The sequence below is a fragment of the Chryseobacterium sp. MYb328 genome, assembly GCF_037572595.1.
In the GTDB taxonomy this organism is placed as follows: domain Bacteria; phylum Bacteroidota; class Bacteroidia; order Flavobacteriales; family Weeksellaceae; genus Chryseobacterium; species Chryseobacterium pennae.
The window spans coordinates 115,870-137,743 of sequence record NZ_JBBGZQ010000008.1 but is presented as its reverse complement, the minus strand read 5'-3'; the positions used below and the strand labels follow the sequence as shown (position 1 = coordinate 137,743).

The 21,874-nt window shown below is 35.5% G+C and carries 22 protein-coding genes; 11 read left to right on the top strand and 11 right to left on the bottom strand.

The window, feature by feature from the left end; translation table 11 throughout:
• Positions 1 to 96: 96 nt before the first annotated feature.
• The 7 genes from WH267_RS10445 to ampC all read left to right on the top strand — a co-directional run bounded on the left by WH267_RS10445 (position 97) and on the right by ampC (position 6,813).
• Positions 97 to 1,050, top strand: coding sequence for an ATP-grasp domain-containing protein (locus WH267_RS10445; RefSeq protein ID WP_340008006.1), 954 nt, complete (start codon positions 97 to 99; stop codon positions 1,048 to 1,050).
• Between the two features lie 30 nt (positions 1,051 to 1,080).
• Positions 1,081 to 2,202 carry a carboxylate-amine ligase gene (locus WH267_RS10440; RefSeq protein WP_340008004.1) on the top strand — a complete coding sequence of 374 codons (1,122 nt, stop codon included), beginning with the start codon at positions 1,081 to 1,083 and terminating at the stop codon, positions 2,200 to 2,202.
• A gap of 33 nt (positions 2,203 to 2,235) precedes the next feature.
• The gene (locus WH267_RS10435) at positions 2,236 to 3,069 is read left to right on the top strand and encodes a type 1 glutamine amidotransferase (RefSeq protein ID WP_340008002.1); all 834 of its coding nucleotides are present in this window, start codon (positions 2,236 to 2,238) and stop codon (positions 3,067 to 3,069) included.
• Between the two features lie 201 nt (positions 3,070 to 3,270).
• Positions 3,271 to 4,455 (top strand): hypothetical protein, encoded by a 1,185-nt coding sequence (locus WH267_RS10430; protein ID WP_340008000.1) that lies wholly within the window; start codon positions 3,271 to 3,273, stop codon positions 4,453 to 4,455.
• Positions 4,456 to 4,610: 155 nt separating this feature from the next.
• Positions 4,611 to 5,102, top strand: coding sequence for a MepB family protein (locus WH267_RS10425; RefSeq protein WP_340007999.1), 492 nt, complete (start codon positions 4,611 to 4,613; stop codon positions 5,100 to 5,102).
• Positions 5,103 to 5,164: 62 nt separating this feature from the next.
• Positions 5,165 to 5,311, top strand: a complete 147-nt coding sequence (locus WH267_RS10420; protein WP_340007997.1) for a hypothetical protein — start codon at positions 5,165 to 5,167, stop codon at positions 5,309 to 5,311.
• A gap of 332 nt (positions 5,312 to 5,643) precedes the next feature.
• Positions 5,644 to 6,813 carry a class C beta-lactamase gene (ampC, locus tag WH267_RS10415; protein WP_340007995.1) on the top strand — a complete coding sequence of 390 codons (1,170 nt, stop codon included), beginning with the start codon at positions 5,644 to 5,646 and terminating at the stop codon, positions 6,811 to 6,813.
• 40 nt (positions 6,814 to 6,853) lie between these two features.
• On the opposite strand, the gene WH267_RS10410 is transcribed toward ampC, so the two are convergent.
• Together WH267_RS10410 and cphA are read right to left on the bottom strand one after the other, a co-directional pair.
• Positions 6,854 to 8,284, bottom strand: a complete 1,431-nt coding sequence (locus tag WH267_RS10410; RefSeq protein ID WP_340007993.1) for a tetratricopeptide repeat protein — start codon at positions 8,282 to 8,284, stop codon at positions 6,854 to 6,856.
• Between the two features lie 167 nt (positions 8,285 to 8,451).
• Positions 8,452 to 11,082, bottom strand: coding sequence for a cyanophycin synthetase (cphA, locus tag WH267_RS10405; RefSeq protein ID WP_115973359.1), 2,631 nt, complete (start codon positions 11,080 to 11,082; stop codon positions 8,452 to 8,454).
• 197 nt (positions 11,083 to 11,279) lie between these two features.
• Between cphA and WH267_RS10400 the strand changes: the two genes are divergently transcribed.
• From WH267_RS10400 to WH267_RS10385, 4 genes are all read left to right on the top strand, one after another.
• Complete coding sequence (locus WH267_RS10400; RefSeq protein ID WP_340007989.1) at positions 11,280 to 12,170, top strand: cyanophycinase; 891 nt, start codon at positions 11,280 to 11,282, stop codon at positions 12,168 to 12,170.
• Positions 12,171 to 12,226: 56 nt separating this feature from the next.
• Positions 12,227 to 12,721, top strand: coding sequence for a hypothetical protein (locus WH267_RS10395; RefSeq protein ID WP_340007988.1), 495 nt, complete (start codon positions 12,227 to 12,229; stop codon positions 12,719 to 12,721).
• A gap of 24 nt (positions 12,722 to 12,745) precedes the next feature.
• The gene (locus WH267_RS10390) at positions 12,746 to 13,588 is read left to right on the top strand and encodes an isoaspartyl peptidase/L-asparaginase (protein WP_340007986.1); all 843 of its coding nucleotides are present in this window, start codon (positions 12,746 to 12,748) and stop codon (positions 13,586 to 13,588) included.
• A 100-nt stretch (positions 13,589 to 13,688) separates the two neighbouring features.
• Complete coding sequence (locus tag WH267_RS10385) at positions 13,689 to 13,925, top strand: YtxH domain-containing protein (protein WP_115973355.1); 237 nt, start codon at positions 13,689 to 13,691, stop codon at positions 13,923 to 13,925.
• A gap of 90 nt (positions 13,926 to 14,015) precedes the next feature.
• Here the strand turns inward: WH267_RS10385 and WH267_RS10380 are convergent, their stop codons facing one another.
• The 9 genes from WH267_RS10380 to hisS form a co-directional block, all read right to left on the bottom strand.
• On the bottom strand, positions 14,016 to 14,753 hold the full coding sequence (locus tag WH267_RS10380) for a hypothetical protein (protein ID WP_115973354.1): 738 nt from the start codon (positions 14,751 to 14,753) through the stop codon (positions 14,016 to 14,018).
• Entirely contained in the window at positions 14,750 to 15,277 is a 528-nt protein-coding gene (locus WH267_RS10375) for a PH domain-containing protein (RefSeq protein WP_115973353.1), read from the bottom strand. Before WH267_RS10375 ends, WH267_RS10380 begins: the two co-directional genes overlap by 4 nt.
• A 50-nt stretch (positions 15,278 to 15,327) precedes the next feature.
• Positions 15,328 to 15,969, bottom strand: coding sequence for a GNAT family N-acetyltransferase (locus WH267_RS10370; protein ID WP_340007983.1), 642 nt, complete (start codon positions 15,967 to 15,969; stop codon positions 15,328 to 15,330).
• A gap of 19 nt (positions 15,970 to 15,988) precedes the next feature.
• Positions 15,989 to 16,849, bottom strand: a complete 861-nt coding sequence (locus WH267_RS10365) for a PH domain-containing protein (protein ID WP_115973351.1) — start codon at positions 16,847 to 16,849, stop codon at positions 15,989 to 15,991.
• Between the two features lie 11 nt (positions 16,850 to 16,860).
• Positions 16,861 to 17,754, bottom strand: coding sequence for an SHOCT domain-containing protein (locus WH267_RS10360; RefSeq protein ID WP_340007980.1), 894 nt, complete (start codon positions 17,752 to 17,754; stop codon positions 16,861 to 16,863).
• Between the two features lie 111 nt (positions 17,755 to 17,865).
• Entirely contained in the window at positions 17,866 to 18,726 is an 861-nt protein-coding gene (locus tag WH267_RS10355; protein ID WP_340007978.1) for a PH domain-containing protein, read from the bottom strand.
• A gap of 185 nt (positions 18,727 to 18,911) precedes the next feature.
• Entirely contained in the window at positions 18,912 to 19,511 is a 600-nt protein-coding gene (locus WH267_RS10350) for a PH domain-containing protein (RefSeq protein ID WP_340007976.1), read from the bottom strand.
• Positions 19,512 to 19,624: 113 nt separating this feature from the next.
• On the bottom strand, positions 19,625 to 20,347 hold the full coding sequence (locus tag WH267_RS10345) for an SHOCT domain-containing protein (protein WP_340007974.1): 723 nt from the start codon (positions 20,345 to 20,347) through the stop codon (positions 19,625 to 19,627).
• 23 nt (positions 20,348 to 20,370) lie between these two features.
• Positions 20,371 to 21,738: a histidine--tRNA ligase gene (hisS, locus tag WH267_RS10340; RefSeq protein WP_340007972.1), complete on the bottom strand. Its 1,368-nt coding sequence runs from the start codon at positions 21,736 to 21,738 to the stop codon at positions 20,371 to 20,373.
• Positions 21,739 to 21,874: the final 136 nt, after the last annotated feature.

Sequence of the window (21,874 nt, the reverse complement as noted above, 5' to 3'; positions counted from 1 at the left end):
AAAAAGAGAATCAATGTTTTAACGCTTAAGTTTTAAGAAATCTGAAGAATCACTGATTCTGCTGAAAAATAATATACCCATTTAAAAACAAAAATTATGACAAAAAAAGTAGGAATTCTATTCGGTATGGAAGACACGTTTCCCTGGGCATTTATAGATAAAGTAAATAAATTGGGAGGTGGAGATATCGTGGCTGAACCTGTTACTATTGACAAATTAGAACAAGGAGCAGATTATGGTTATGCAGTAATCATCGACAGAATTTCGCAGGATGTTCCCTTTTACAGAGCCTATCTGAAAAATGCAGCACTTAACGGAACTTATGTAATCAATAATCCGTTTTGGTGGAGTGCTGATGAAAAATTTTTCAATAATGCCCTCATGAGCAAATTAGGAATTCCATTACCGAAAACTGTATTGCTTCCATCTCATGAGAGACCAACCAATACTTCGGAAACTTCATTCAGAAACCTGAAATTTCCACATGACTGGGAATATATTTTTAATTATGTTGGATTCCCTGCCTATATGAAACCTCACGATGGTGGTGGCTGGAAGAGTGTTTACAGAGTGGAAAACCCTGATGATCTCTGGAACAAACTTGGGGAAACGGAACAGCTGGTGATGATGGTTCAGGAGGAAATTATCTTTGATGACTATTACAGAGTATATTGCCTAGGTAGAAAATATGTTCACATCATGCCGTATGAGCCTAGAAATGCGCCTCACCTAAGGTATGCCACTACTCACCAGACACAAGGCAAAAAACTTGAAAAATTATTGAAAACCATTCATGATTATACGATCAAAATGAATGAAGCACTAGGATATGATTTCAATACAGTGGAATTTGCTGTAAGAGATGGTATTCCTTATGCTATCGATTTCTGCAATCCTGCTCCGGATGCGGACAAAAATTCTGTAGGAGAAGAAAATTTTGCATGGATCATAGAGCATGCTGCTAAGCTGGCTATTGAAAAAGCGAAGGAATATACTCCCGGGAAACCAAATATCACTTGGGGAACCTTTGTGAAAGATTCCATAAAATAATATTGAAAAAGAATAAAAAAACACAAGACAATGCATCATCAGTTTACTATTGGAATCGAAGAAGAATATCAGATCATTGATGTTGAAAGCAGAGATCTGATTTCTCATGTATCCAAAATCATTGAAGGCGGAAAAGCGGTATTGAGTGAAAATCTAAAGCACGAAATGCACGAATCCATGATCGAGATGGAAACCGGAATCTGTCAGAATATTCAGGAAGCCAGAGCAGAATTAACGAATTTAAGAAGACACCTGATCAACACCGCCCACGAACAGGGACTGCGTGTTTCCGGTGGCGGAACCCATCCTTTTTCTCATTGGTCTGACAATACAATTACTCAAGGAGAGAGATACATCAAAATTGTTGATGATATGGGTGATGTAGCCCGTGAAAACCTTATTTTTGGACTTCACGTACACATTGGAATTCCCAATCGTGAGGAAGGCGTAAGAATTCAGAATGTAATGCGCTATTTTCTGCCACACGTGTATGCTCTTTCTACCAATTCACCATTCTGGATCGGAAGATATACAGGCTTTAAATCTTACAGACAGGAAATTTTCGTAAAATTCCCGAGAACCGGTATTCCGAGTTACTTCAACTCATTGGCTGAGTTTGACAGCTATGTTGATCTTCTGGTAAAAACAGGAACCATCGATAATGCTAAGAAAATCTGGTGGGACTTAAGAGTCCACCCATTCTACCCTACCATTGAGTTCAGGATTTGCGATATGCCCCTAAGAATTGATGAAACCGTATGTCTTGCAGCCATTATGCAGAGTTTAGTGGCTAAAATTTATAAGCTTCACCAGCAAAACCTTAGCTTCAGAAGTTACAGAAGACTCTTATTGAATGAAAATAAATGGCGTGCTTCCAAAAGCGGCATCGAGGCCCATCTGATTGATTTTGGGAAAGAAGAATCTGTTCCTTATCCTATTTTATTAAAAGAACTTTTGGAATTCATTGATGATGTGGTAGACGATTTAGGATGCCGTCAGGAGGTTGAATATGCCTGGAAAATCCTTGAAAACGGAACCGGTGCAGACAGGCAGCTTCAGATCTTTAAGGAAACCGGCGATCTTACTAAGGTTGTGGATTATATGATTTCAGAAACAGAGTATGGCATAACGCATGGCGAAACTGCTTCATAATATTTTTGGTAACTTTACAAAAAATATGATGTAATGAAAGATATTCGAATTGCTCTGCTGGACATGAACAACAACCATGTCAATCAAGGCTTTAGAAACATTAAAGAAATTTCTGAAACATTTCAGCAGAACTCTGAAGAAAATGTAATTATCCAGACATTTGATGTGAGGTTTAAAGATGAAATGCCGGAGATTGGAGACTTTGATATTTTTATTTCTTCAGGGGGGCCAGGTACTCCACACCGTGAAGGTTTCGAGTGGGAAAACAGGTTTGCTCATTTTTTAGATTCAGTTTTTGAACACAACAAATATAATGAAGATAAGAAGTATCTTTTCCTGATCTGCCATTCCTTCCAATTGGCAAGTATTCACTGGAAATTAGGAAATATCTGTAAAAGAAAATCCTATTCTTTTGGGGTAATGCCGGTACACAAAACAAAGGAAGGCAGAGAAGAATTTTTATTCAAGAATCTTCAGGATCCTTTTTATGCAGTAGATTCCAGAGCGTATCAGTTCATTGAGCCGGATCATGATCGGTTTGAAGAATTGGGAATGACTGTAATGGCAATTGAAAAATTCCGTCCGCACATCAACCTGGAAAGAGCAGTAATGGCTGTTCGTTTTTCTGATGAGATATTTGGAACCCAGTTTCATCCGGAAGCAAGCCCTGAGGCTTTAATCGAAAACCTTAAAGATGATAAGAACAGAGAAGCCATGATTGAAAACTTCGGCATGGAAAAATATCTTGAAACGGTGGACAGGATAGATGATGAAGATAAAATCATCCTTACCAGAAACCAGATCCTTCCTAGATTTCTTCAGTTCGCAAAAAAAAACATTTTGAAAGAAGTTGAGTCTTTGGCTTAAAAAGGCGGGAAGAAGGAGGCTGGAAGTTACTAGTAGTGATTAAACTTCTAGTAAACTCTTTATTTTAATTAGGTATAAGTAAAATTGAACTTATTTTAAAATTCCGGCTTCAAAAACTTCCATCCTCCAGCTTCTAGCTTCCATCTTATAAAGCATCGGGCATTGCTGCTCGATTTTTTACCATCACAAAAGAAAAAAAATATGATCCCAAAATACAGAAAACAGTTTAACCAGGAGTTTTCAGATGAAAAATATAAAAAGCTGAAGGAAGTTTTAGCGCAAACAGGAGGTGTGGAGCAAGGTTTCAGGGTTTCCGAAAGTCCGATTTTCCTTACCAAAGAATTTGAAGGTAAATTGCTTGATGCCAGTGAAAGTATCATCAACCAGATCAAGGCGCTTCCTGCAGAGACTCTTCAGAAAGCAATCCCAGACAACTGCCGGGTTCCCAATGATACAGATCAGCCTCACTTTTTTACCATTGATTTTGGAATCTGCAAAAGTGAAAATGGAGAAATCGAACCACAACTGATCGAGCTTCAGGCTTTTCCGTCATTATATGCCTTCCAAAAAACGTTTGAAGATACTTTCTGCGAAGTTTATCCTTTTCTTTCAGAGATTCGCAATACTATGCCCCATGAGACTTTTAAACAACATTTAAAAGATCTGATTGTGGGTGATGAAAATCCTGAAAATGTTATTCTTCTCGAAATTTTCCCTGAAAAACAGAAAACAGCTATTGATTTTGTTTTGACAGAACAGCTATTAGGAATAAAAACCGTTTGTCTTACAAAAGTAAAAAAAGAGGGCAAAAAACTATATTATGAGAATGATGGTAAGGTTGTTGAAATCAAAAGAATCTACAATCGTGTGATATTTGATGAACTGGACAGAATTCCGGATCTTAAAACCGAATTTGATTTCCGTGAAGAAGCTGATGTAAAATGGATCACTCATCCGAACTGGTTCTTTAAAATATCTAAATTTCTTTTACCTTTATTAAAACATCAATTTGTTCCGAAAAGTTATTTCCTTCATGAGTTTCCGGAAAATGAAAACCTGGAAGAATTTGTACTGAAACCCTTGTTCTCATTTGCGGGAAGCGGTGTTAATCTAAACCCAACAAAGGAGATTACAGATGCTATTGAAGACAAAGAAAATTATATTCTGCAAAGAAAAGTAACTTATGAACCTATTTTTGAAGATATCAATGGAGAGTTTTCAAAGGCAGAAATCCGTTTATTGTATATCTGGAAAGAAAATGATGAACGCCCTATCCTTCTGGAAAACCTGGGAAGAATGACAAAGGCAGCTATGGTCAATGTAGATTTCAATAAAAAGGATGCCATTTGGATTGGAAGCTCTAATGCTTTTTTTGGAAAGGAATAAATAAAGGTTGATATTGCACATTACAGAACTATCCCGTCAAATCTTAGGTCCCCCTCCAAAGGAGTGAAATATAGCTACACACATCAAATAACAGATTATCTTAAATATAATTATGGAAACCAACTTTAAACCTTGAACTTTAAACATATAAAATCTTGAATTTAAAGACCATAGAAGAACAACTGTTTCAACCTCTTGGATTCAGCTGCTCAAATGTAGAAGAAGAATTAGAATGCAAAGAATATTCAGGTTTTAACCTTACTTTGAATGACTGGAAAATAAAGTTCCGCATTTCCAAAATAACCCCTACGAAAACAGGTCAGTTCGTAACGATCTGGAAAAGAAGTGAAAATGGAGAAACTGCTCCTTTCAATAGTACAGATGACATTGACTTTTATCTCGTTGCAGCTTTTAAAAATAATCTTTCAGGGATATTTATTTTCCCTACGCATATTTTAGCGGAAAAAGGAATTCTATCTCATGGAAAAAAGATAGGAAAACGGGGAATCCGAGTTTACCCGGCCTGGGATAAAGCAGAAAGTAAACAGGCTCAAAAAACGCAGGACTGGCAAACGAAGTACTTTCTAACATTTTCCGAAGATCAGGATGCAGTACTTCACCAAGCAAAAATATTACTGAAGATGTAAATTAAATAGCTGATGCTATTGAAGATATTAATGGTCAGTTTTCAAAAACAGAGATCCGTTTATTGTATATCTGGAAAGAAAATGATGAACGCCCTATCCTTCTGGAAAATCTGGGAAGAATGACAAAAGCAGCCATGGTAAATGTAGATTTCAATAAGAAAGATGCTATCTGGATTGGAAGTTCTAATGCTTTTTTTGCGGAAGGATAAAAACTCATTGAGTACGATTATCTAACAGATCAATACATTTTAAACGCAATAAAAATAATCGGCTGAACTTTTGGTTCAGCCGATTATTTTTCACAAAAAAACCTGTCCTTTTTAGGATAAAACTCTGATAAAATCACTTCAAATGGTTCTGTAATATTATTTATACGCGTTTCAAGAGCTCTTCTTTACAATCCACATAGCACTGATTTTAAACAACTTAAATTATTGTAGTAGAATTGTAGTAAAGCTTTATCTGCAAATTTCTTTTACTTTTGCTAAACAATTTTTCGAAATAAGTATTAGTAAAAAGTTCAATTATAAAATCTTAAAATATGCAAAGTTTAAAAAGTATATCTGTTGCGGTATTATGTCTATCCTTTTTATCAAACTGCACTCATTCAAAAAAAGAAAATACGTCAGGCTTTACTAACTATTTAAATACTTTGGTAAAACCTGTCATGGAAAAAAATAAAATTCCAGGTATAAGTATTGCTGTAAGTGTAAAGGGTAAACATACATTTTTCAATTACGGATTAGCTTCAAAAGAAAACCATATAGAAATTACCAATAAAACCTTATTTGAACTGGGGTCCGTAAGTAAAACATTCACGGCTACCCTAGCTAGTTTATCACAGGTTAACGGAACGCTCAATTTTTCTGATCCCGTGAGTAAGTATATGCCTGAACTCAAAAACACAGCTTTTGATCATATAAAACTGTACAATCTGGGAACACATACTGCAGGTGGATTCACTTTGCAGCTGCCTGATGAAGTCACCAATAACGAACAGCTTATCGAGTACTATAAAAATTGGAAACCCGATTATCCAGCAGGTACTCAAAGGATGTACACCAATCCAAGTATAGGTTTATTGGGGGTTATCGCCGGGAGAACAATGCAACAGCCCTTCACAGCAGCCATGACTGAAAATGTATTTGCTAAAATGAGTTTAAATAATACATTTTATAAAATCCCTGCCAAAAACATGAATGATTACGCATGGGGTTATGATAATAATGACAAACCGATACGCTTAAATCCAGGAGTTTTGGCTGATGAGGCATATGGGGTAAAATCATGTACACAGGATATGATCAAATTTGTAGATGCCAATATGGGAATTGGAAAAATAGACAGTAAGTTATCTGCGGCGTTAATGAAGACCCATACCGGTTATTTTAACACTTCAGAAATGACTCAGGACCTTATCTGGGAACAATATAATTATCCGGTAACATTGGAACAGCTTCAAAAAGGAAATTCCTATGACCTGATCTATAAACCCAATCCTGTAAGTGAAATAATACCCCATCAAAAACCACAAACTGATGTGCTGATAAATAAAACAGGAGCTACCAATGGTTTCGCATCCTATGTGATGTATGTTCCTTCAAAAAAAATTGGAATTGTAATTCTTGCCAATAAAAATTATCCTAATTCTGAAAGGATTGACATTGCATATAAAATTTTATCTTATGTAGAAAAGAATATGAGTTTATAATGAATTGAAAATACCTCAGCAAGAGTTGAGGTATTTTTTATTACAATTCTAAAACCCAGGTTCCTAAATCTACATCAGCGGGTAATTCGAGCTTCTTTTTAAGTCTGTATTTTTTGGTTTCAACAGCTCTTACTGTCACATTTCCACATTGCCCGATTTCTTTATTGGTAAGATTAAGCCTCAAATAAGCAATAAATTTTATATCATGATTGGTAAGTTCAGGATATTGTAAAATAAGTCTTTCATGAAATTCCGGATAAACTTCTTTAAACTTGCTAATAAAAAAGGGGTTATTTGATGTTGCCATCTTAGATAAATCATTAATGGAAGTATCTACTTTCTTTTTCAGCTTATCTGTTTCTATTGTTTTTTCATCAATTATTTTTTTCTGTTTTTCAAGCAGCTGATCTCTTCCTCTATTTTTGTTGTTATTCCGTTTCCTAATCATAAACACAGCGAGAAGAGATACCGCAGCAATGCCCGCAATTGCAGAAATAATGACATAGAGGTCATTCCTTTCTTTTTCCTGCTCAATAGCCAGATTATTAATCACAGAAGCAACTGCTTTTCTTTCCCCGGATTGAACACTATCATTGAGTTGAGTATATTTTGTCAGATATTCATTCGCTTTTGGAATATCATGTAAGGCCAGATAAGTTTCATAAATCTTTTTATACGTATTTATGATATCTGCGCCACGGTTTATTTTCAGATAGATGGGTAAAGATTCCTGATAATAGGTAAGTGCTTTTGTATACTCTTTTTTCAGGGTGTATAAATTTCCACGCCTTGTTGCAATAGCTCCATATGTATGAAGAGAGCTGTTATTTTTCATGGCTAACAGCGATGCTTTATTCAGATAATATTCAACAGAGTCCAGCTGTTGTTTTTGTGATAAAAACTGTTCTGCAATTCTTACATAAATTTTAGGTTCATCAGGAAAGGTTTTCAATCCTTTTTTACGCATCACATTAATAGAATCAGGAAGCTTTAAATCCTCAAAATTGGACCACTTCCAGAGATAAACAAAAAATAAAGAATTTTTGTTCTCTTTTGTATCAGGAGCATGTTTAAGATATTTTACAGATTGGTTCAACTGAATATTGGATTGGTTATAAAGACCAAGAAAAGCATAATTTCTGGCAATTTCATTGCATAATCTGGCATTCAGCCCATTGTTGCTAATATGTTTAAGCTGCTTTCTTGCTTCATCCAGATAATGAAGGCTTTTCTGGTGTTCATCGAATGTAGAAAATGCATTGGCAATATTAATATTAGCTAAAGCACTGCCTTCAGCATTATCATGTTCTTTATAATATCGAAGTGCAGCTATATTATATTGAAATACCTTTTCATACTCTCCTTTATTTTTATAAATACTCGTAATACTATCTAACTTTGCCGGGGTATAGTTTTGAGAATAAGACTGTATAGAAAAGTAAAGAAAGAAAATAAAGAATACCTTTTTCATAAAAACTGATCGTATGGCAAGTTAATAATTTTTATTTTTTATCACTTTTAAAGAAAAGTTAAAAATATTTTCCTCTTAAAAAGCATCTCTATACTATGATATAAAAAAATTGCAATACGTTTTATAGATTTCGTATTGCAATTTTAATAAGCTTATAAAAATTTTATTTATCCGTTTTTATCGTCTTCCAGCAGCTCTCTTGCCTGATATTCCTGAACAAGATCAATAGCATTGGAAATTACGTCACTTAAAGCGGTAATAAATGTTCCGTCTTCAGCCATGCCCATGGCATGCTTCAATGCTTCAATTTCTTTAGGAATAATTTCGTAGCTGACATCTTTTCCTGAAGACTGCATTCCTTCGATAATCAATCCGTTGATTTCCTCTTCTGTTCTCCCACGAAGATGTTTTTCATTTCGGATGATGATATGATCAAACATTCTTCCTGCAATCTTTCCGCATTCTCTAATATCACTATCTCTTCTGTCTCCAACACCGGAAATAATTCCTATTTTCTTTGTTGCCTCAACATTTTTAAGATAATCTTCAATGGCTTCATATCCGGATGGATTGTGGGCAAAATCAATCAACACTTTAAAGCTTTTAAACTTAAAGACATTTAATCTTCCCGGGGTAAGCTGCGCACTTGGAATAAAGGTTCTTAATGAATTGGAAATATCTTCAATCCCAAATCCATGAAGATAACTTGCCAAACTGGCTGCCAATACATTTTCAATCATGAATCTGGCTTTTCCTTCCATCGTAATCGGGAAATCTTTTGCTTTACCGATTCTGATCTTCCAGTCGCCTTTTTTGATGGTTACAAATCCTTCTTCATAAACACAGGTGATTCTTCCCTCTTTGGCAAATTTTACAATATGTGGGTTATTTTCATCCATACTGAAAATCGCAACGTTACAATCAAGATCGTTTACAATTTTCATAGAATATTTATTGTCTGCATTCAGAACGCTCCATCCTGTCTTCTTCACACTGTCTAATACCACCCGCTTTACTTTGGTAAGGTCTCTTAGGTTGTGAATATCATTCATTCCCAAATGATCCTCCTCAATATTGGTTAAAACCCCAATATCACACTGCGAGTATCCTAATCCCGAACGAAGAATCCCTCCTCTGGCAGTCTCCAAAACTGCAAATTCCACGGTAGGATCCTTTAAAATAAATTCTGCTGAAAGCGGACCTGTAGTATCCCCTTTTGACAACATGGTATTCTGGATATAAATTCCGTCTGAAGTAGTAAACCCTACCCTGTATCCATTGCTTTTTACAATATGCGAGATCAGTCTTGTTGTGGTTGTCTTCCCGTTTGTACCTGTGACTGCAATAATCGGAATAGTAAAAGGTTTTCCCTGTGGATATAACATATCGACAACCGGAGCTGCAACGTTTCTTGGCAGCCCTTCACTTGGAGCCAGATGCATTCTGAATCCGGGAGCAGCATTAACTTCTATAATGGCTCCGCCACTTTCTTTTAATGGCTGTGTAAGGTTTTCTGCCATAATATCAATCCCACAGACATCAAGGCCAATAATCTTGGATATTCTTTCTGCCATTGTGATATTTTCCGGATGTACCATATCGGTCACATCAATTGAAGTTCCTCCCGTAGAAAGATTAGCGGTAGACTTCAGGTAAACAATTTCTCCCCTTTGCGGAATAGTTTCCAGAGTATATTGAAGCTTCTCAAGCAACTCCAGAGTATCTTTATCCACTTCAATTTCGGTCAGGACATTTTCGTGACCATAGCCTCTTCGCGGATCTTTATTCTCTTTTTCAATAAGTTGCTGGATATTCAGTTCTCCATCTCCAACGATGTGAGCAGGAACTCTTCTTGCCGCAGCTACCATTTTATTATCGATCACCAAAACCCTGAAATCATAACCTGTAATGTATTTTTCAACGATTACTTTTCTGGAATATTTCTGGGCGTGTTCCAGTCCTGTTTTAGCAGCCTCCCAGTCATTGACATTGATGGATGACCCTTTTCCATGATTTCCATCCAAAGGTTTTAAAACAATTGGATATCCTATTCTTTTGATTACTGTATTTAAACCTTCTTCATCTACAATAAGATCACCGATGGGTACCGGAATGGCTGCATCATGAAGCATTCTTTTGGTTAATTCTTTATTACAGGCAATATCTACCGCAATAGAACTTGTCTTTCCCGTAATTGTGGCTTGAAAACGCTGTTGGTTGACCCCATATCCAAGCTGCACCAATGAATTTGTTCCCAATCTGATCCATGGTATTTTTCTGGAAACAGCTTCTTCTACAATACTTCCGGTTGATGGCCCCAAACGAACACGTTCCCTGATCTCTTTTAACTTTTGAATACAGGCATTCAGGTCATAATCTTTTCCTTCAATTAATGTTTCTGCAATCTTTACGGCTTCTTCAGCAGCATAAATTCCTACATTTTCTTCAAGGTAATTGAATACCACATTATACACTCCCGGTGATTTGGTTTCCCGGGTTCTTCCAAAGCCAACATCCATCCCCGCCAGGGTCTGTATTTCCAAAGCAATATGCTCAATGACATGTCCCATCCAGGTTCCAGTTTCCACCCTATGGAAAAAACCACCTTCCACTCCTTCTGAACACCTATGGGTAATCAGTGACGGGATTAATTTTTCTATTCTTTCCCTGAATCCATCTATTTTATTGGTAGGATAATTCTCCATTTCCTCAAGGTCCAACCTCATCTGTATCAGCTTCTTTCTTCTGATACTCCAGATATTAGGACCGCGTAGTGCCTGAATCTTTTCGATTTTCATAGTCTATTGGCATTTTAACAGTTAATAATAACTTATTTTATAATCAAATATAATATAAAACCCTAAACGAAACTATAGCACACTTGAAGATTTATCAAAAAAAAAATAATTTTTATTCACATTTCTAAAACATTAAAAATCAACTAAAGATGGCACGAAATTCGCCAAATATGTTAATTATTTTTTAATTTTGTACCATGACTAAACCTACTGGAAAATTAATAGTAATCGGAGGAGCTGTAAATAAAGGAAGTTTTGCAGAAACCGACTACGATCAGAATATTGAAAAGAATCTTAACTTTTTTGAGCGGGGGATTCTGCGAAAGATCATCAACGAATCTAAATATAAGGAAGATTCTGTCATTGAAATCGTAACAACAGCCTCTCAAATTCCTCAGATTGTAGGTTCTGAATACAAAAAAGCATTTGAATTTCTGGGTGCTAAAAATGTAAATGTTATTGATATTCATAACCGTGAAGAAGCCAACTCTGACGCCATGGTAGCCAGAGCGAATGCTGCAGATGTCATGATGTTTACAGGAGGAGATCAGCTGAGACTAACCTCTATTCTTGGAGGAACCAGATTTCACGATACCATTTTATTGAAATATCAGGAACAGGACTTTATTTATTCCGGAACTTCAGCAGGTGCTGCAGCAGCTTCTGAAAATATGATTTATCAGGGAAGCAGCTCTGAAGCTTTATTAAAGGGAGAAATTAAAACAACACAAGGGTTGGGATTAATTGATAATGTTATCATTGATACCCATTTTGTACAAAGAGGCAGAATCGGGCGTCTTTTCCAGGCTGTGGTGAATAATCCAAGAACACTGGGAATTGGCCTTGGGGAAGATACTGGACTTTTCATTCATAATGATGTGATGACCGCTGTAGGTTCCGGGCTGGTGATTCTGGTAGACGGAAGATTTATTAAGGATACTAACCTTACCAATATTAACCTTGGAGAGCCTATCTCTATTGATAATTTAACGGTTCACGTAATGTCTATGAATGATCATTATGATCTTACGACCAAAGCTCTTACCATTGAAAATTCACAATTCAATCCAATTCCTCAGGACAAATAGTTTTAAAAGTTCAATTCGAAAGTTATTCTTATTTTAGTTTTTAAATAAACAGCTAAATGGCAGAAGAAAAAATTGAACAGCTTATAAATCTTCTTCTGGAAGGTTATGACGTCAGCAATAAAGAGGAAATCATTTTGAACTGTTCTTTTTGCTATACCAATCCGGATCAATATATAGCCAATAATGAAGCAGAATGGGTAATTGAAGGTGACGAGGATGGAGCATTTGAGTTTTCTGTGACCAATGAACTTTTTAATTTTCTGATCCGCGGAGATAAAATAGATGAGGTTCATGAACTCATTGATGAAAGCTTGAATAATACGCTAGGAGACTTCCCGGCAGGGGTAAGATATGCACCGGATTATTTTGTATGGTTACAGCCTAAGCTTAATCAGGAAGACCCCCCATTGGAAGTTATTGAGCTTGCAGATAGCTATTCCGATGAACTACAGCTGATAATTATTGAAAAGCACAATCTGGAAAGTATTTCGAAACTCTGTCAGGAATTAAAGGTTCATTTCAGAAGGACAGCACCATTCCAGAACAAATAATAATTTAAAAACTAAACTTTATTTATGAAACTCATCATCCACGGCGGTTTTTTTTCGGAAAGTGACCAAAGCCATGAAGTAAAAACAGCGAAACAAAACTCTTTAAAGGAAATTGCTCAAAGAGCCTTTGACTATCTTCAGACGCATTCTGCTTTTGATACAGTGGCCTATGCAGTTTCTTTGCTGGAAGATGATCCTCTATACAATGCAGGAATAGGTTCGCAAATTCAAAGTGATGGTATCATCCGTATGAGTGCAGCCATCATGAATGGTGAAACGCAAAAACTAAGCGGTGTTATCAATATTCAGGATGTGAAGAACCCTATTTTTGTGGCAAAGAACCTCATCGGAGAGGATGACAGGGTTTTAGGCGGACATGGCGCAAAAATATATGCCACAGAAAACGGATTTGAAAATTTTTCTACAGAAATTCCACAGAGAAGAAAAGAATACGAAGCGAAGCTTGGCAACGGCGGGAAGGGTACGGTAGGCTGTGTAGCCATCGATAAGGATGGAAAACTGGCTGTTGCTACTTCTACAGGGGGAAAAGGTTTTGAGATTCCGGGAAGGATTTCAGACTCTGCCACTGTGGCCGGAAATTATGCCAATGCTTTCTGTGCAGTAAGCTGTACAGGAGTAGGTGAAGATATTGTAAGCAATGCTACTTCTGCAAAAATTGTTACCCGCGTAACGGATGGGATGAGCCTTGAAGCAGCTTTCACTAAAACTTTTGACGAACTTAAAACGATTGACGGATTTGCGGGTGCTATTGCTATTGATAAAGATGGAAATATCTATCATCAGGACTCCTATCCTACTATGGTTTTCGCCAGTTTTGACGGAGAAAATTTTGATATCTTTTCTTAATTTTAACATTTTTTTATCATTCAACTTAATTTTTTGGCACGTATTTTACATAAGTATTAATAACAAATTTTAATATTAATATCTTTTAAAAATAGAAATCATGGGAAACAAAACAAAAGGTGTATTAGCTTTACTAGGATTAGGTGCTTTAGCTTATTGGAAATATAAGAATTCAAGCCCTGAAGATCAACAAGCGGTAAAAGATAAGCTAAATACGGCAAAGGATAATCTTAACAAATGGGGAAATGACCTTAAGAGTAAAGCGAATGATGTTGCTTCTCAGGTTCAAAATAAAGTAGATGAGGTAAAAACAAAAGCCGAAGATTCTTTAAACTAAAAACAGACAGTAGTTTTTTTTAACATTCATATATAGAAAAAGTCATCGTAGTAGTTTGCGATGACTTTTTGTTTATATAGGAGAAAAATTTTAATTTCCCTGAATAATATAATTTTTTTCCACTAATTTTCTTTCAGACTCGTTGGAATTATCCGGTTTAAACCAAACTTCGATCCTGCTTCCATAATAATCTCCCCAATCTCCTTCTTTCACTGTAAAACCATCATTACCACTTGAAAATTCTTTCAATTCATCATTGGGATTAAAGACAACTCTCATTGATTCTTTTTTAATTTCTTTTTCAGAAAGAATCCTGTTGGTATTGAAATCATATACTTTTAAATACACTTTCCCTTTTTCTGTTTTATTCAGAAAAACATCGTATTTATAAGTTCCCGGCTGTAAGTAATCATAAATAAGGATATCAGGTTGAGTAACCTCTACGAGTTCTTTCTCATCTGAAAATATCTTTAAAGGCATTGAAAACTTTGCATTCTTTGGGTTTTTAATATCGTTATTATAAGGCTTATAAGGACTTTTAGGCGGGTAAAGACCAAACAGTATACCAAGGATAGAAAGGATAATAATGCTTAAAAAACATTGCCAAAGACCGTTTTTAAATTCATCTTTTTTGAACATCCTCGAAATTCCCAATAGAAAGCTTACTACCACAACCAGAAATGGGATGGCCGTGAAAAAATTCCATGTAAAACTGCTAATAGGTAAAATAAGGATCAATAACCAGCAGAAAACACCTATAAATAATGAGATTAAAGAGGTAAAATACCATCTCCAGTTTAATGCTCTAAAAACAACTTCTTTTATCATAATTTGTCCATAATTTTTTTCTTTTGTTCATTGAATTCTTCTTCACTCAAAATTCCACTTTCTTTTAATCGTCCCAATTGTTCCAACTCATCTAAAGAAGTAGGTTCTGCCTTATGGAAACTTTCTTTGGGACGGGACATGAAGTCTCTTACTTTTTCACAAAACAGCTCAGCATGGTATCTTCCTACCCCATCAATCTCTACGATATCATCTGTAACCTGAATATCTATAGAGGCCAACATTACTGCAGTTTCATATTGTATAGAGCTTATTTTAGTATAGGAATAATCCTGTACGGTTAATCCATACATGAATTCCTTATCTACAAAGATCAATCTTCTGTCTGTAGCTGCTAAAATGATATGATGATTGTTTACTTTATTTCTACCTTCAACGAGGTAAACAATTTTTTCATCTGCTGAAAGAATATCCGGCAAAGCACGAATCTCTTTTCTGGCAAATATGGTAGGATTGATATCCAGTTTTTCGAGTTCTTCTTTTATTTCGTCAAGTCTTGATCCCATGGTTATAGCTTATAAGTCTAAATTACTACTCTTTTAATTCAATAAAAATATTAATCTTTAGAAGGAATAACAATAGAGGAATGCAAAGCATACACTTTCCAGCCTAAATTTTCATATAATAGCTTCCCCTCTTCTGTAGCTACCAAAAGATTATTATGAAACCCTTTCAATAAAGCGATCTTCTCCAGCTCTTTCAGTAAAAAAGACGCCAACCCTTTCCTTTGATGCTCTATTTCGGTAATGATTCTGTCATAAACAGCAGCATCATCTATTAAAGATACACGTCCTATTGAAGCCTGTTCCCCATTTTCCGCTACAATTCTTACAACAAATGTTGTATTGTATTCTGAAAATTCCAGATGATATCCTTCTGCCAGACTGGTTTCCGGAAAAATCATAGGATGAAAACAAGTCATCAGATATCCTTGTGCCTGCAGCTGCCATTTTTCAGGAATACTTCCTATAAACTGATCAGGAGAGGTACTTACTTTCAGATAAACCCAGGGTTCATCAATTGACCGGGCAAGCTGAAAAAAGTCTTCATTAAGGTCAGGAAATACGTAACGCTCTTTTTGTTTTTCGTCTCCCACGAATACATTAAATCCAGACTTATATTGCACAGGAAAGGCTACTTCTCTTGATAAGCACCATCCTTTAAGCCAGCTTTTTACGATTTCCGTTTTATCCTTCATGATTTGGGGTAAACAATTTTTATTTTAATTGTTCTAATAATTTTCTTTTTTGTTCTGTAAACTCGGTATCGGTAAGAATACCACCTTCTCTCAATTTACCCAGTTTTTCCAACTGTTCGAGAATTTCAAGGGAACGTGCTGCGCTTACAGCTGTATCCATATTAGTATTTACAGGACTTGCCTCCGGCTGAGATTGCTGTACCGGATTGTTATAAATAGGACTTATAATACCGTAGAACTTTTCTGCATCTTCTTTATCCATAAAACATTCAAACTCTACCACTCTTTCATCAAGATGGAGTTTAATGACAGGTGACCTCGGATCTGTTACAAAACTTACAGACCTGATGGTTTCATTAGGATAATCATTGATTTTAGCATCTCCAAACATTGCTTTTGAAACAGAGATCATTCTTTTGGAGGTTGCCACCAATATTCCTGCAGCCAGGGTATTCACAAACTGAGCATCTGTAATACCAATGATCTTCTCATCTTCAGAAATCAGATAAGGAAGTTCTTTAATCTCACCTTTGGTAAATACGGAAAGACTGGCATTAAGCTTTTCCAGCTCTGCTTTTATCTTCTGCTTTCTTATTTTATATACTTCCTTAGAAATATTCTGAGGCTCTTCCTCCATAGCCATAGGGAGATTTTCCTGTATTACAGCAGGCGGATTCTGTTCTGTATCTTTATTTTGAATGATCCTCTGAATATCTTCAATATTGAACTGATTAAGGTTATACAGCACCTCCTGATTGATGTAACTTATTTTATCTAAACATTTATTGCATAATACTCCGCCATCTGAAAGTTTATTTTCTCCCAAAAGCTTATCCATAGAGGTTAATTCTGTATTACACAATGAACAAATATTACTCATTCTTTTATTTTTTATAATTTATCCAGCAGTTTTTTCTTCTGTTCTGCAAATTCATCATCTGTTAAAATTCCATTGTCTCTTAATCTGCCTAATTTTTCGAGCTTATCAAAAACTACTGACGGATCTTCTTCCTGTATCGGTTGAGATGGCTGAAATGCAGAAGCCTTTAATTCAGGTTGAGTTAACTTTTGTTTTTCTTTGTTTTCTGAACTTTTTATATACCTTTCTATAGCTTCACAAAATAATTGCGCTGAATTACTGCCATCAAGAATAAAATCAGCCGTAGGTCCATGCGTTAATATCTTTAGTGTAGAATCTTTTCCCCTTGTATCATCCAGTACAGTATTGATATTTTGATGTGGAAATTCCTTCTTATATATGTTTCCAAAAAACTTCTTATTAAGAAAAAGCACTTTCCGTTGTGTTGCTAACAGAAGGCCATTCGTATTATTGTGTAAATACCTGGCATCAGCGATTGCAACAATTTTCTCATCTGTATCCAGAACCTTCACAAGCTCATCTACTTCATCATTCACAGAAGAACTGAGTTTAGTATTTAAAGCAAGAATCTGTTCTTGAATTTCGTCAGATCTTGTAGGGTTTGTTTTGTCAATGGAAAATCGCACAGACGTATGGGAAAATGTTATGCTGGTATGGGACACTGAAGTCTCTACTACAGTTTCTTCCTCAATTTCCTCCACTTCTTCAATACTTTCACCCCAAGTCAAGTCTCTGATCTCCGCCAAAGTGTAATTCATAAGACTGTGCACCAGATCTTTATTAATAGCCGTTGCTTTATTCAGGCATTTATTACATAAGAGTCCACCATCTGAGAGCTTATTCTCACCCAGAACGGTATCCATAAGGCTTAATGGGGTTCCACAAAGAGCACAATTCGTGTTCATTCTAGTTTTATGTTTAAAAGTTTTTACATCAGAGCAGACAATTCCTATTGTTCTGTTTTGTATCCATCCCAATTACAAATAAGGATATTTTTCTGGATTAACTTATCTTTTTTAAAGTCTTTCCAATAGTTTTGCTTTCTGTAATGAGAACTCTTCCTCACTTAAAACGCCCATCTGTCTTAGCTTACCAAGCTTTTCCAATTGTTCAAAAATATCTTCTGTAGATCCTTTTGGAGTATTGGATGAATTTTGAGGTGCTGGGCTTGGAGTATTTTGATAAAATGACTGTGTTTGTGACGGTTTCTGAAATGTTTGTCTTTCGGATCCTCTGATCTGACCGTTTACAATATCACAGAATGATCTGCCATCACTTTTATTATGCAGTTTAAACTCTACAGCACCACCGCTTGTATTTACTCTTAATACTGAATATAGAAGGTTTTCAACCTGATCCAGAGCGGTAATGTCTTTATGGGTATATTCATTTTTTACCACACCACCCAAGAATTTTTTATCCATGAAAATTACTCTCCATTGGGTTGAGAAAATAATTCCTTCCCTGTTATTACGAAGATTAATACATTCTGCAATAGCAATCAATCGTTCATTTGGATCCAGGACTTTATCCAGTTCATTTACTTCTTCATTGGCTAAAACGCTCAATCTCGCTTTCAGCGCTACAATCTGATCTTTTATTTCGTCTAATCTGGTGGGAGCATCATATTCATAGTTGCCTGTTCCTGAAGATGAAGTTCCTGGACTCTGGCTCCCATCAATTTTGCTTTTAAGGAACATTCCTGTTATTTCAGCAAAATAAAACTGATGCAAATTATTGATAAGATCTCTATTGATTGTAATGGCTTTATTAAAACATTCAGCACACAAATAGCCGCCATCTGCAAGTTTATTTTTTCCAACAAGCATATCCGTAGACGTCAGCGGAGTTCCGCACAATGCACAAATAGTATTCATTTGGTTTTTATGTTTAAAAGTTTCATATAGGTAGAAGGTAATTCTACTGTTCTATTAATCGCCCCAAATTACAAATTCTAAACCGATTCTGGAGGGCAAAGTATTCAAAACTTATGATTCATCAAGTAAATCAGCCACAAAAATATTTTTGTGGCTGATTATTTCTTATATGGATTTCAGGCAAATTATAATTTATCCAATAATTTTTTCTTTTGATCGCTAAATTCTTCATGGGTAAGAATACCGTTTTCTTTCAATTTCCCGAGCCTTTCTATCATATCCAAAATTCCTGAGGCTGATTGTTCCTGAGGTTTTGTCTCATCAGAATTACCCAAAAGCTGTTGGACTGCTTCACAGAAATCAGCTCCATATCCTTGATTTTCAGACCCAACAATAATATTCTTTTCAGAAGTACTTATTGTTATTAAATTATTTGAAGATGAAAAATCGATGGATGTAATATTTTTAAGAGGAATAATTTCTTTAAATACAAAACTAAAATCATTTCCGGCATCAATGAAAATCAATTTTTTATCGGTTGAAATAAGTGTTCCATATCCTCGCTGATCGTGTTTCCCAAATATTCCGTGAATAAACCGTTCATCATTGACCATTCTAAAAATCTTTCGTAATGCTATATCTGAATAATCAGAAAGGCTTGGATTGATCCTGAATAATACGGTTTTGAATTCTTCAAATTGAGATTCTTTTTTTAACAAAGTCCTGACCTGATAAAGGCTAAATTCATTGCTGTATAAAGAAAATTCACGATATATTTTATTCATTTTGGATTTACAGTCTTCACAAATCTCAATCTTATTTAAAAGTTTACTCCCACCCCAAAATGAAATCTTATTATTACAAATAGCACAACTACTCATTTTTACAATTATAAGGTTTAAAGTCGTTCAAGTAATTTTTTCTTTTGTTCAGCAAATTCTACATCAGTGATCACACCATTTTGCCTGAAGCTGCCAAGCCTTTCAAGGATATCAAAAAGTGAAGAGTCGTTGTTATTTTGTGAAGGTATCACTTTCTCCTGTTTACTTTTTTTTGACAACTCTATTTGTTTTTTTATTTGTTTTTGAAATTTTTCTGTCCATAAAATTTTCAAAAATCGCAAAGCATTGTCTGAAGTAATGATTCTTATTTCATTATCGGAGTTAATCATATCTACTGAAACGATATCATGATAATCAATGACTTCAGGAAAACCGACAGGTGAGCTTTCCGTCACAAACAGAAGTCTTTTATTGGTTACAAACAAAGCACCGGATTTATTCTCATATACAGCTTTATCACCAATCACTATCTTTTCTCCTTCCAAAAGAGAAATAAACAATTTATTAATTAATGAGCTTTGGAAAAGAGAAATACTAGTGTAATCATTCACAATCTGACAATAAAATTTTTCAAACTGCTCACCTTTTATCAAAAGCTCCCGAACCTGAAAAGCAGTACAACTGGAAAATATAGTGGTACTAATATACATATTTGCAAGAGCTTTACGCGCTTGCTCTCCACAGCTATTACATACATAAGTATGATCCGCCAGCTCTTCTTTCGTAGAGAAAAAACCTGTATTTTGAAACGGAGCAAGACAGCCTATGCATTTTTCCACAATGAACTTCGATTTGCTTAATACTATCCTAAAAATTCGTTCAAAGAAAGCGTTTTCTGTTCTCCAGCTACAAGATCCTTAAAGGTTACTGTACCATTTTTAAGTTCTTCTTCACCCAAGAAAACAAGGTTTTTAATTCCTTTTTTCTCTGCATAAGTAAACTGCTTATTGATTTTTGCATTTTCAGGATACAGTTCTGCTGAAATCCCTTTTGATCTTAATTGCATGATTAGTTTCAAAGCTTCTGTAGTCTCTTCACCTCCGAAATTAGCAAACAGATATTCTATTTTAGAAGCAGCTTCTTCAGGGAAAAGATTTAGTTCTTCCATCACCAGATAAATCCTGTCTAATCCGAAAGAAATACCAATTCCAGGGATATTTTTCACCCCAAACACTTCTGTAAGGTTGTCGTATCTACCACCACCACCAATGGAACCCATTGCCACTTCATCCGCTTTCACTTCGAAAATAGCTCCGGTATAATAATCAAGACCTCTGGCTAAAGTAATGTTGAATACAAGATTCTGCATATCAACGCCAAGGTTCAGAGATTGTGTAAGAACAAACTCTAATTCCTCTACTCCTTTCAGTCCAATCTCATTACCTACAAATTTTTCTTTCAACTGAAGTAAGCTTTCCAAAGCATCATCAGACTGGCTGAATAAAAAGTCTAATTTATCAATAGATTCCTGAGAGATTTCTCTTTCCAATAATTCCTTAACAACTCCCTCTTTTCCAATTTTATCCAGCTTGTCTAAAGCTACTGTAAAATCGATCAGTTTATCAGTAATTCCTGCATATTCAGCTAATCCGGAAAGAATTTTTCTATTGTTCATGTGAATGGTAACAGGTACTTTCAGATCAGCAAATGATTTCAAATACAATTGAACCAGATCTACTTCCTGTAGTAAACTTTCACTTCCTACCACATCTGCATCACACTGATAAAACTCTCTGTATCTTCCTTTCTGAGGTCGGTCTGCTCTCCATACCGGCTGGATCTGGAAACGCTTGAACGGAAACGTTAATTTTCCATGATTCATCGCCACAAATCTTGCAAAAGGTACAGTAAGGTCATAACGAAGCGCTTTATCTGTTAAGCTTTCTGAACTGAAAGGTTTTTCCAATGCTCTCTGGAAATCATTAAGCATCTGATCCTTTTTCTCATCCTTTGCTTCGTTAATACTTGAATTAAGGATTTTAAAAATCAAACGATCCCCTTCTTCTCCGTACTTTCCCGTTAAAGTGGAAAGATTTTCAAAGCTTGGTGTTTCCAAAGGCTGAAAACCGAATAACTCAAAATTATTCTGTAAAATATTGATGATATATTTTCTTCTGGATACTTCCTGTGCTGTAAAATCTCTCGTTCCTTTTGCTAAACTTGGCTTCATTTATTGTATGTCATTTTGATAAGTACAAAAGTACGGAATTGCAGGGACTTTACACAGTATAAAAACCTAAGAAACCGGAATTGAAGCTCATTCAATATTTAGTTTATGTAGCACATACAAGATAAGACGTTGACTA

Excerpts from the sequence above, each read along its gene's own strand:
- WH267_RS10445 (WP_340008006.1), top strand. The coding sequence starts at position 97 with ATGACAAAAAAAGTAGGAATTCTATTCGGTATGGAAGACACGTTTCCC.
- WH267_RS10440 (WP_340008004.1), top strand. The coding sequence starts at position 1,081 with ATGCATCATCAGTTTACTATTGGAATCGAAGAAGAATATCAGATCATT.
- WH267_RS10435 (WP_340008002.1), top strand. The coding sequence starts at position 2,236 with ATGAAAGATATTCGAATTGCTCTGCTGGACATGAACAACAACCATGTC.
- WH267_RS10430 (WP_340008000.1), top strand. The coding sequence starts at position 3,271 with ATGATCCCAAAATACAGAAAACAGTTTAACCAGGAGTTTTCAGATGAA.
- ampC (WP_340007995.1), top strand. The coding sequence starts at position 5,644 with ATGCAAAGTTTAAAAAGTATATCTGTTGCGGTATTATGTCTATCCTTT.
- WH267_RS10410 (WP_340007993.1), bottom strand. The coding sequence starts at position 8,284 with ATGAAAAAGGTATTCTTTATTTTCTTTCTTTACTTTTCTATACAGTCT.
- cphA (WP_115973359.1), bottom strand. The coding sequence starts at position 11,082 with ATGAAAATCGAAAAGATTCAGGCACTACGCGGTCCTAATATCTGGAGT.
- WH267_RS10400 (WP_340007989.1), top strand. The coding sequence starts at position 11,280 with ATGACTAAACCTACTGGAAAATTAATAGTAATCGGAGGAGCTGTAAAT.
- WH267_RS10395 (WP_340007988.1), top strand. The coding sequence starts at position 12,227 with ATGGCAGAAGAAAAAATTGAACAGCTTATAAATCTTCTTCTGGAAGGT.
- WH267_RS10390 (WP_340007986.1), top strand. The coding sequence starts at position 12,746 with ATGAAACTCATCATCCACGGCGGTTTTTTTTCGGAAAGTGACCAAAGC.
- WH267_RS10385 (WP_115973355.1), top strand. The coding sequence starts at position 13,689 with ATGGGAAACAAAACAAAAGGTGTATTAGCTTTACTAGGATTAGGTGCT.
- WH267_RS10380 (WP_115973354.1), bottom strand. The coding sequence starts at position 14,753 with ATGATAAAAGAAGTTGTTTTTAGAGCATTAAACTGGAGATGGTATTTT.
- WH267_RS10375 (WP_115973353.1), bottom strand. The coding sequence starts at position 15,277 with ATGGGATCAAGACTTGACGAAATAAAAGAAGAACTCGAAAAACTGGAT.
- WH267_RS10370 (WP_340007983.1), bottom strand. The coding sequence starts at position 15,969 with ATGAAGGATAAAACGGAAATCGTAAAAAGCTGGCTTAAAGGATGGTGC.
- WH267_RS10365 (WP_115973351.1), bottom strand. The coding sequence starts at position 16,849 with ATGAGTAATATTTGTTCATTGTGTAATACAGAATTAACCTCTATGGAT.
- WH267_RS10360 (WP_340007980.1), bottom strand. The coding sequence starts at position 17,754 with ATGAACACGAATTGTGCTCTTTGTGGAACCCCATTAAGCCTTATGGAT.
- WH267_RS10355 (WP_340007978.1), bottom strand. The coding sequence starts at position 18,726 with ATGAATACTATTTGTGCATTGTGCGGAACTCCGCTGACGTCTACGGAT.
- WH267_RS10350 (WP_340007976.1), bottom strand. The coding sequence starts at position 19,511 with ATGAATAAAATATATCGTGAATTTTCTTTATACAGCAATGAATTTAGC.
- hisS (WP_340007972.1), bottom strand. The coding sequence starts at position 21,738 with ATGAAGCCAAGTTTAGCAAAAGGAACGAGAGATTTTACAGCACAGGAA.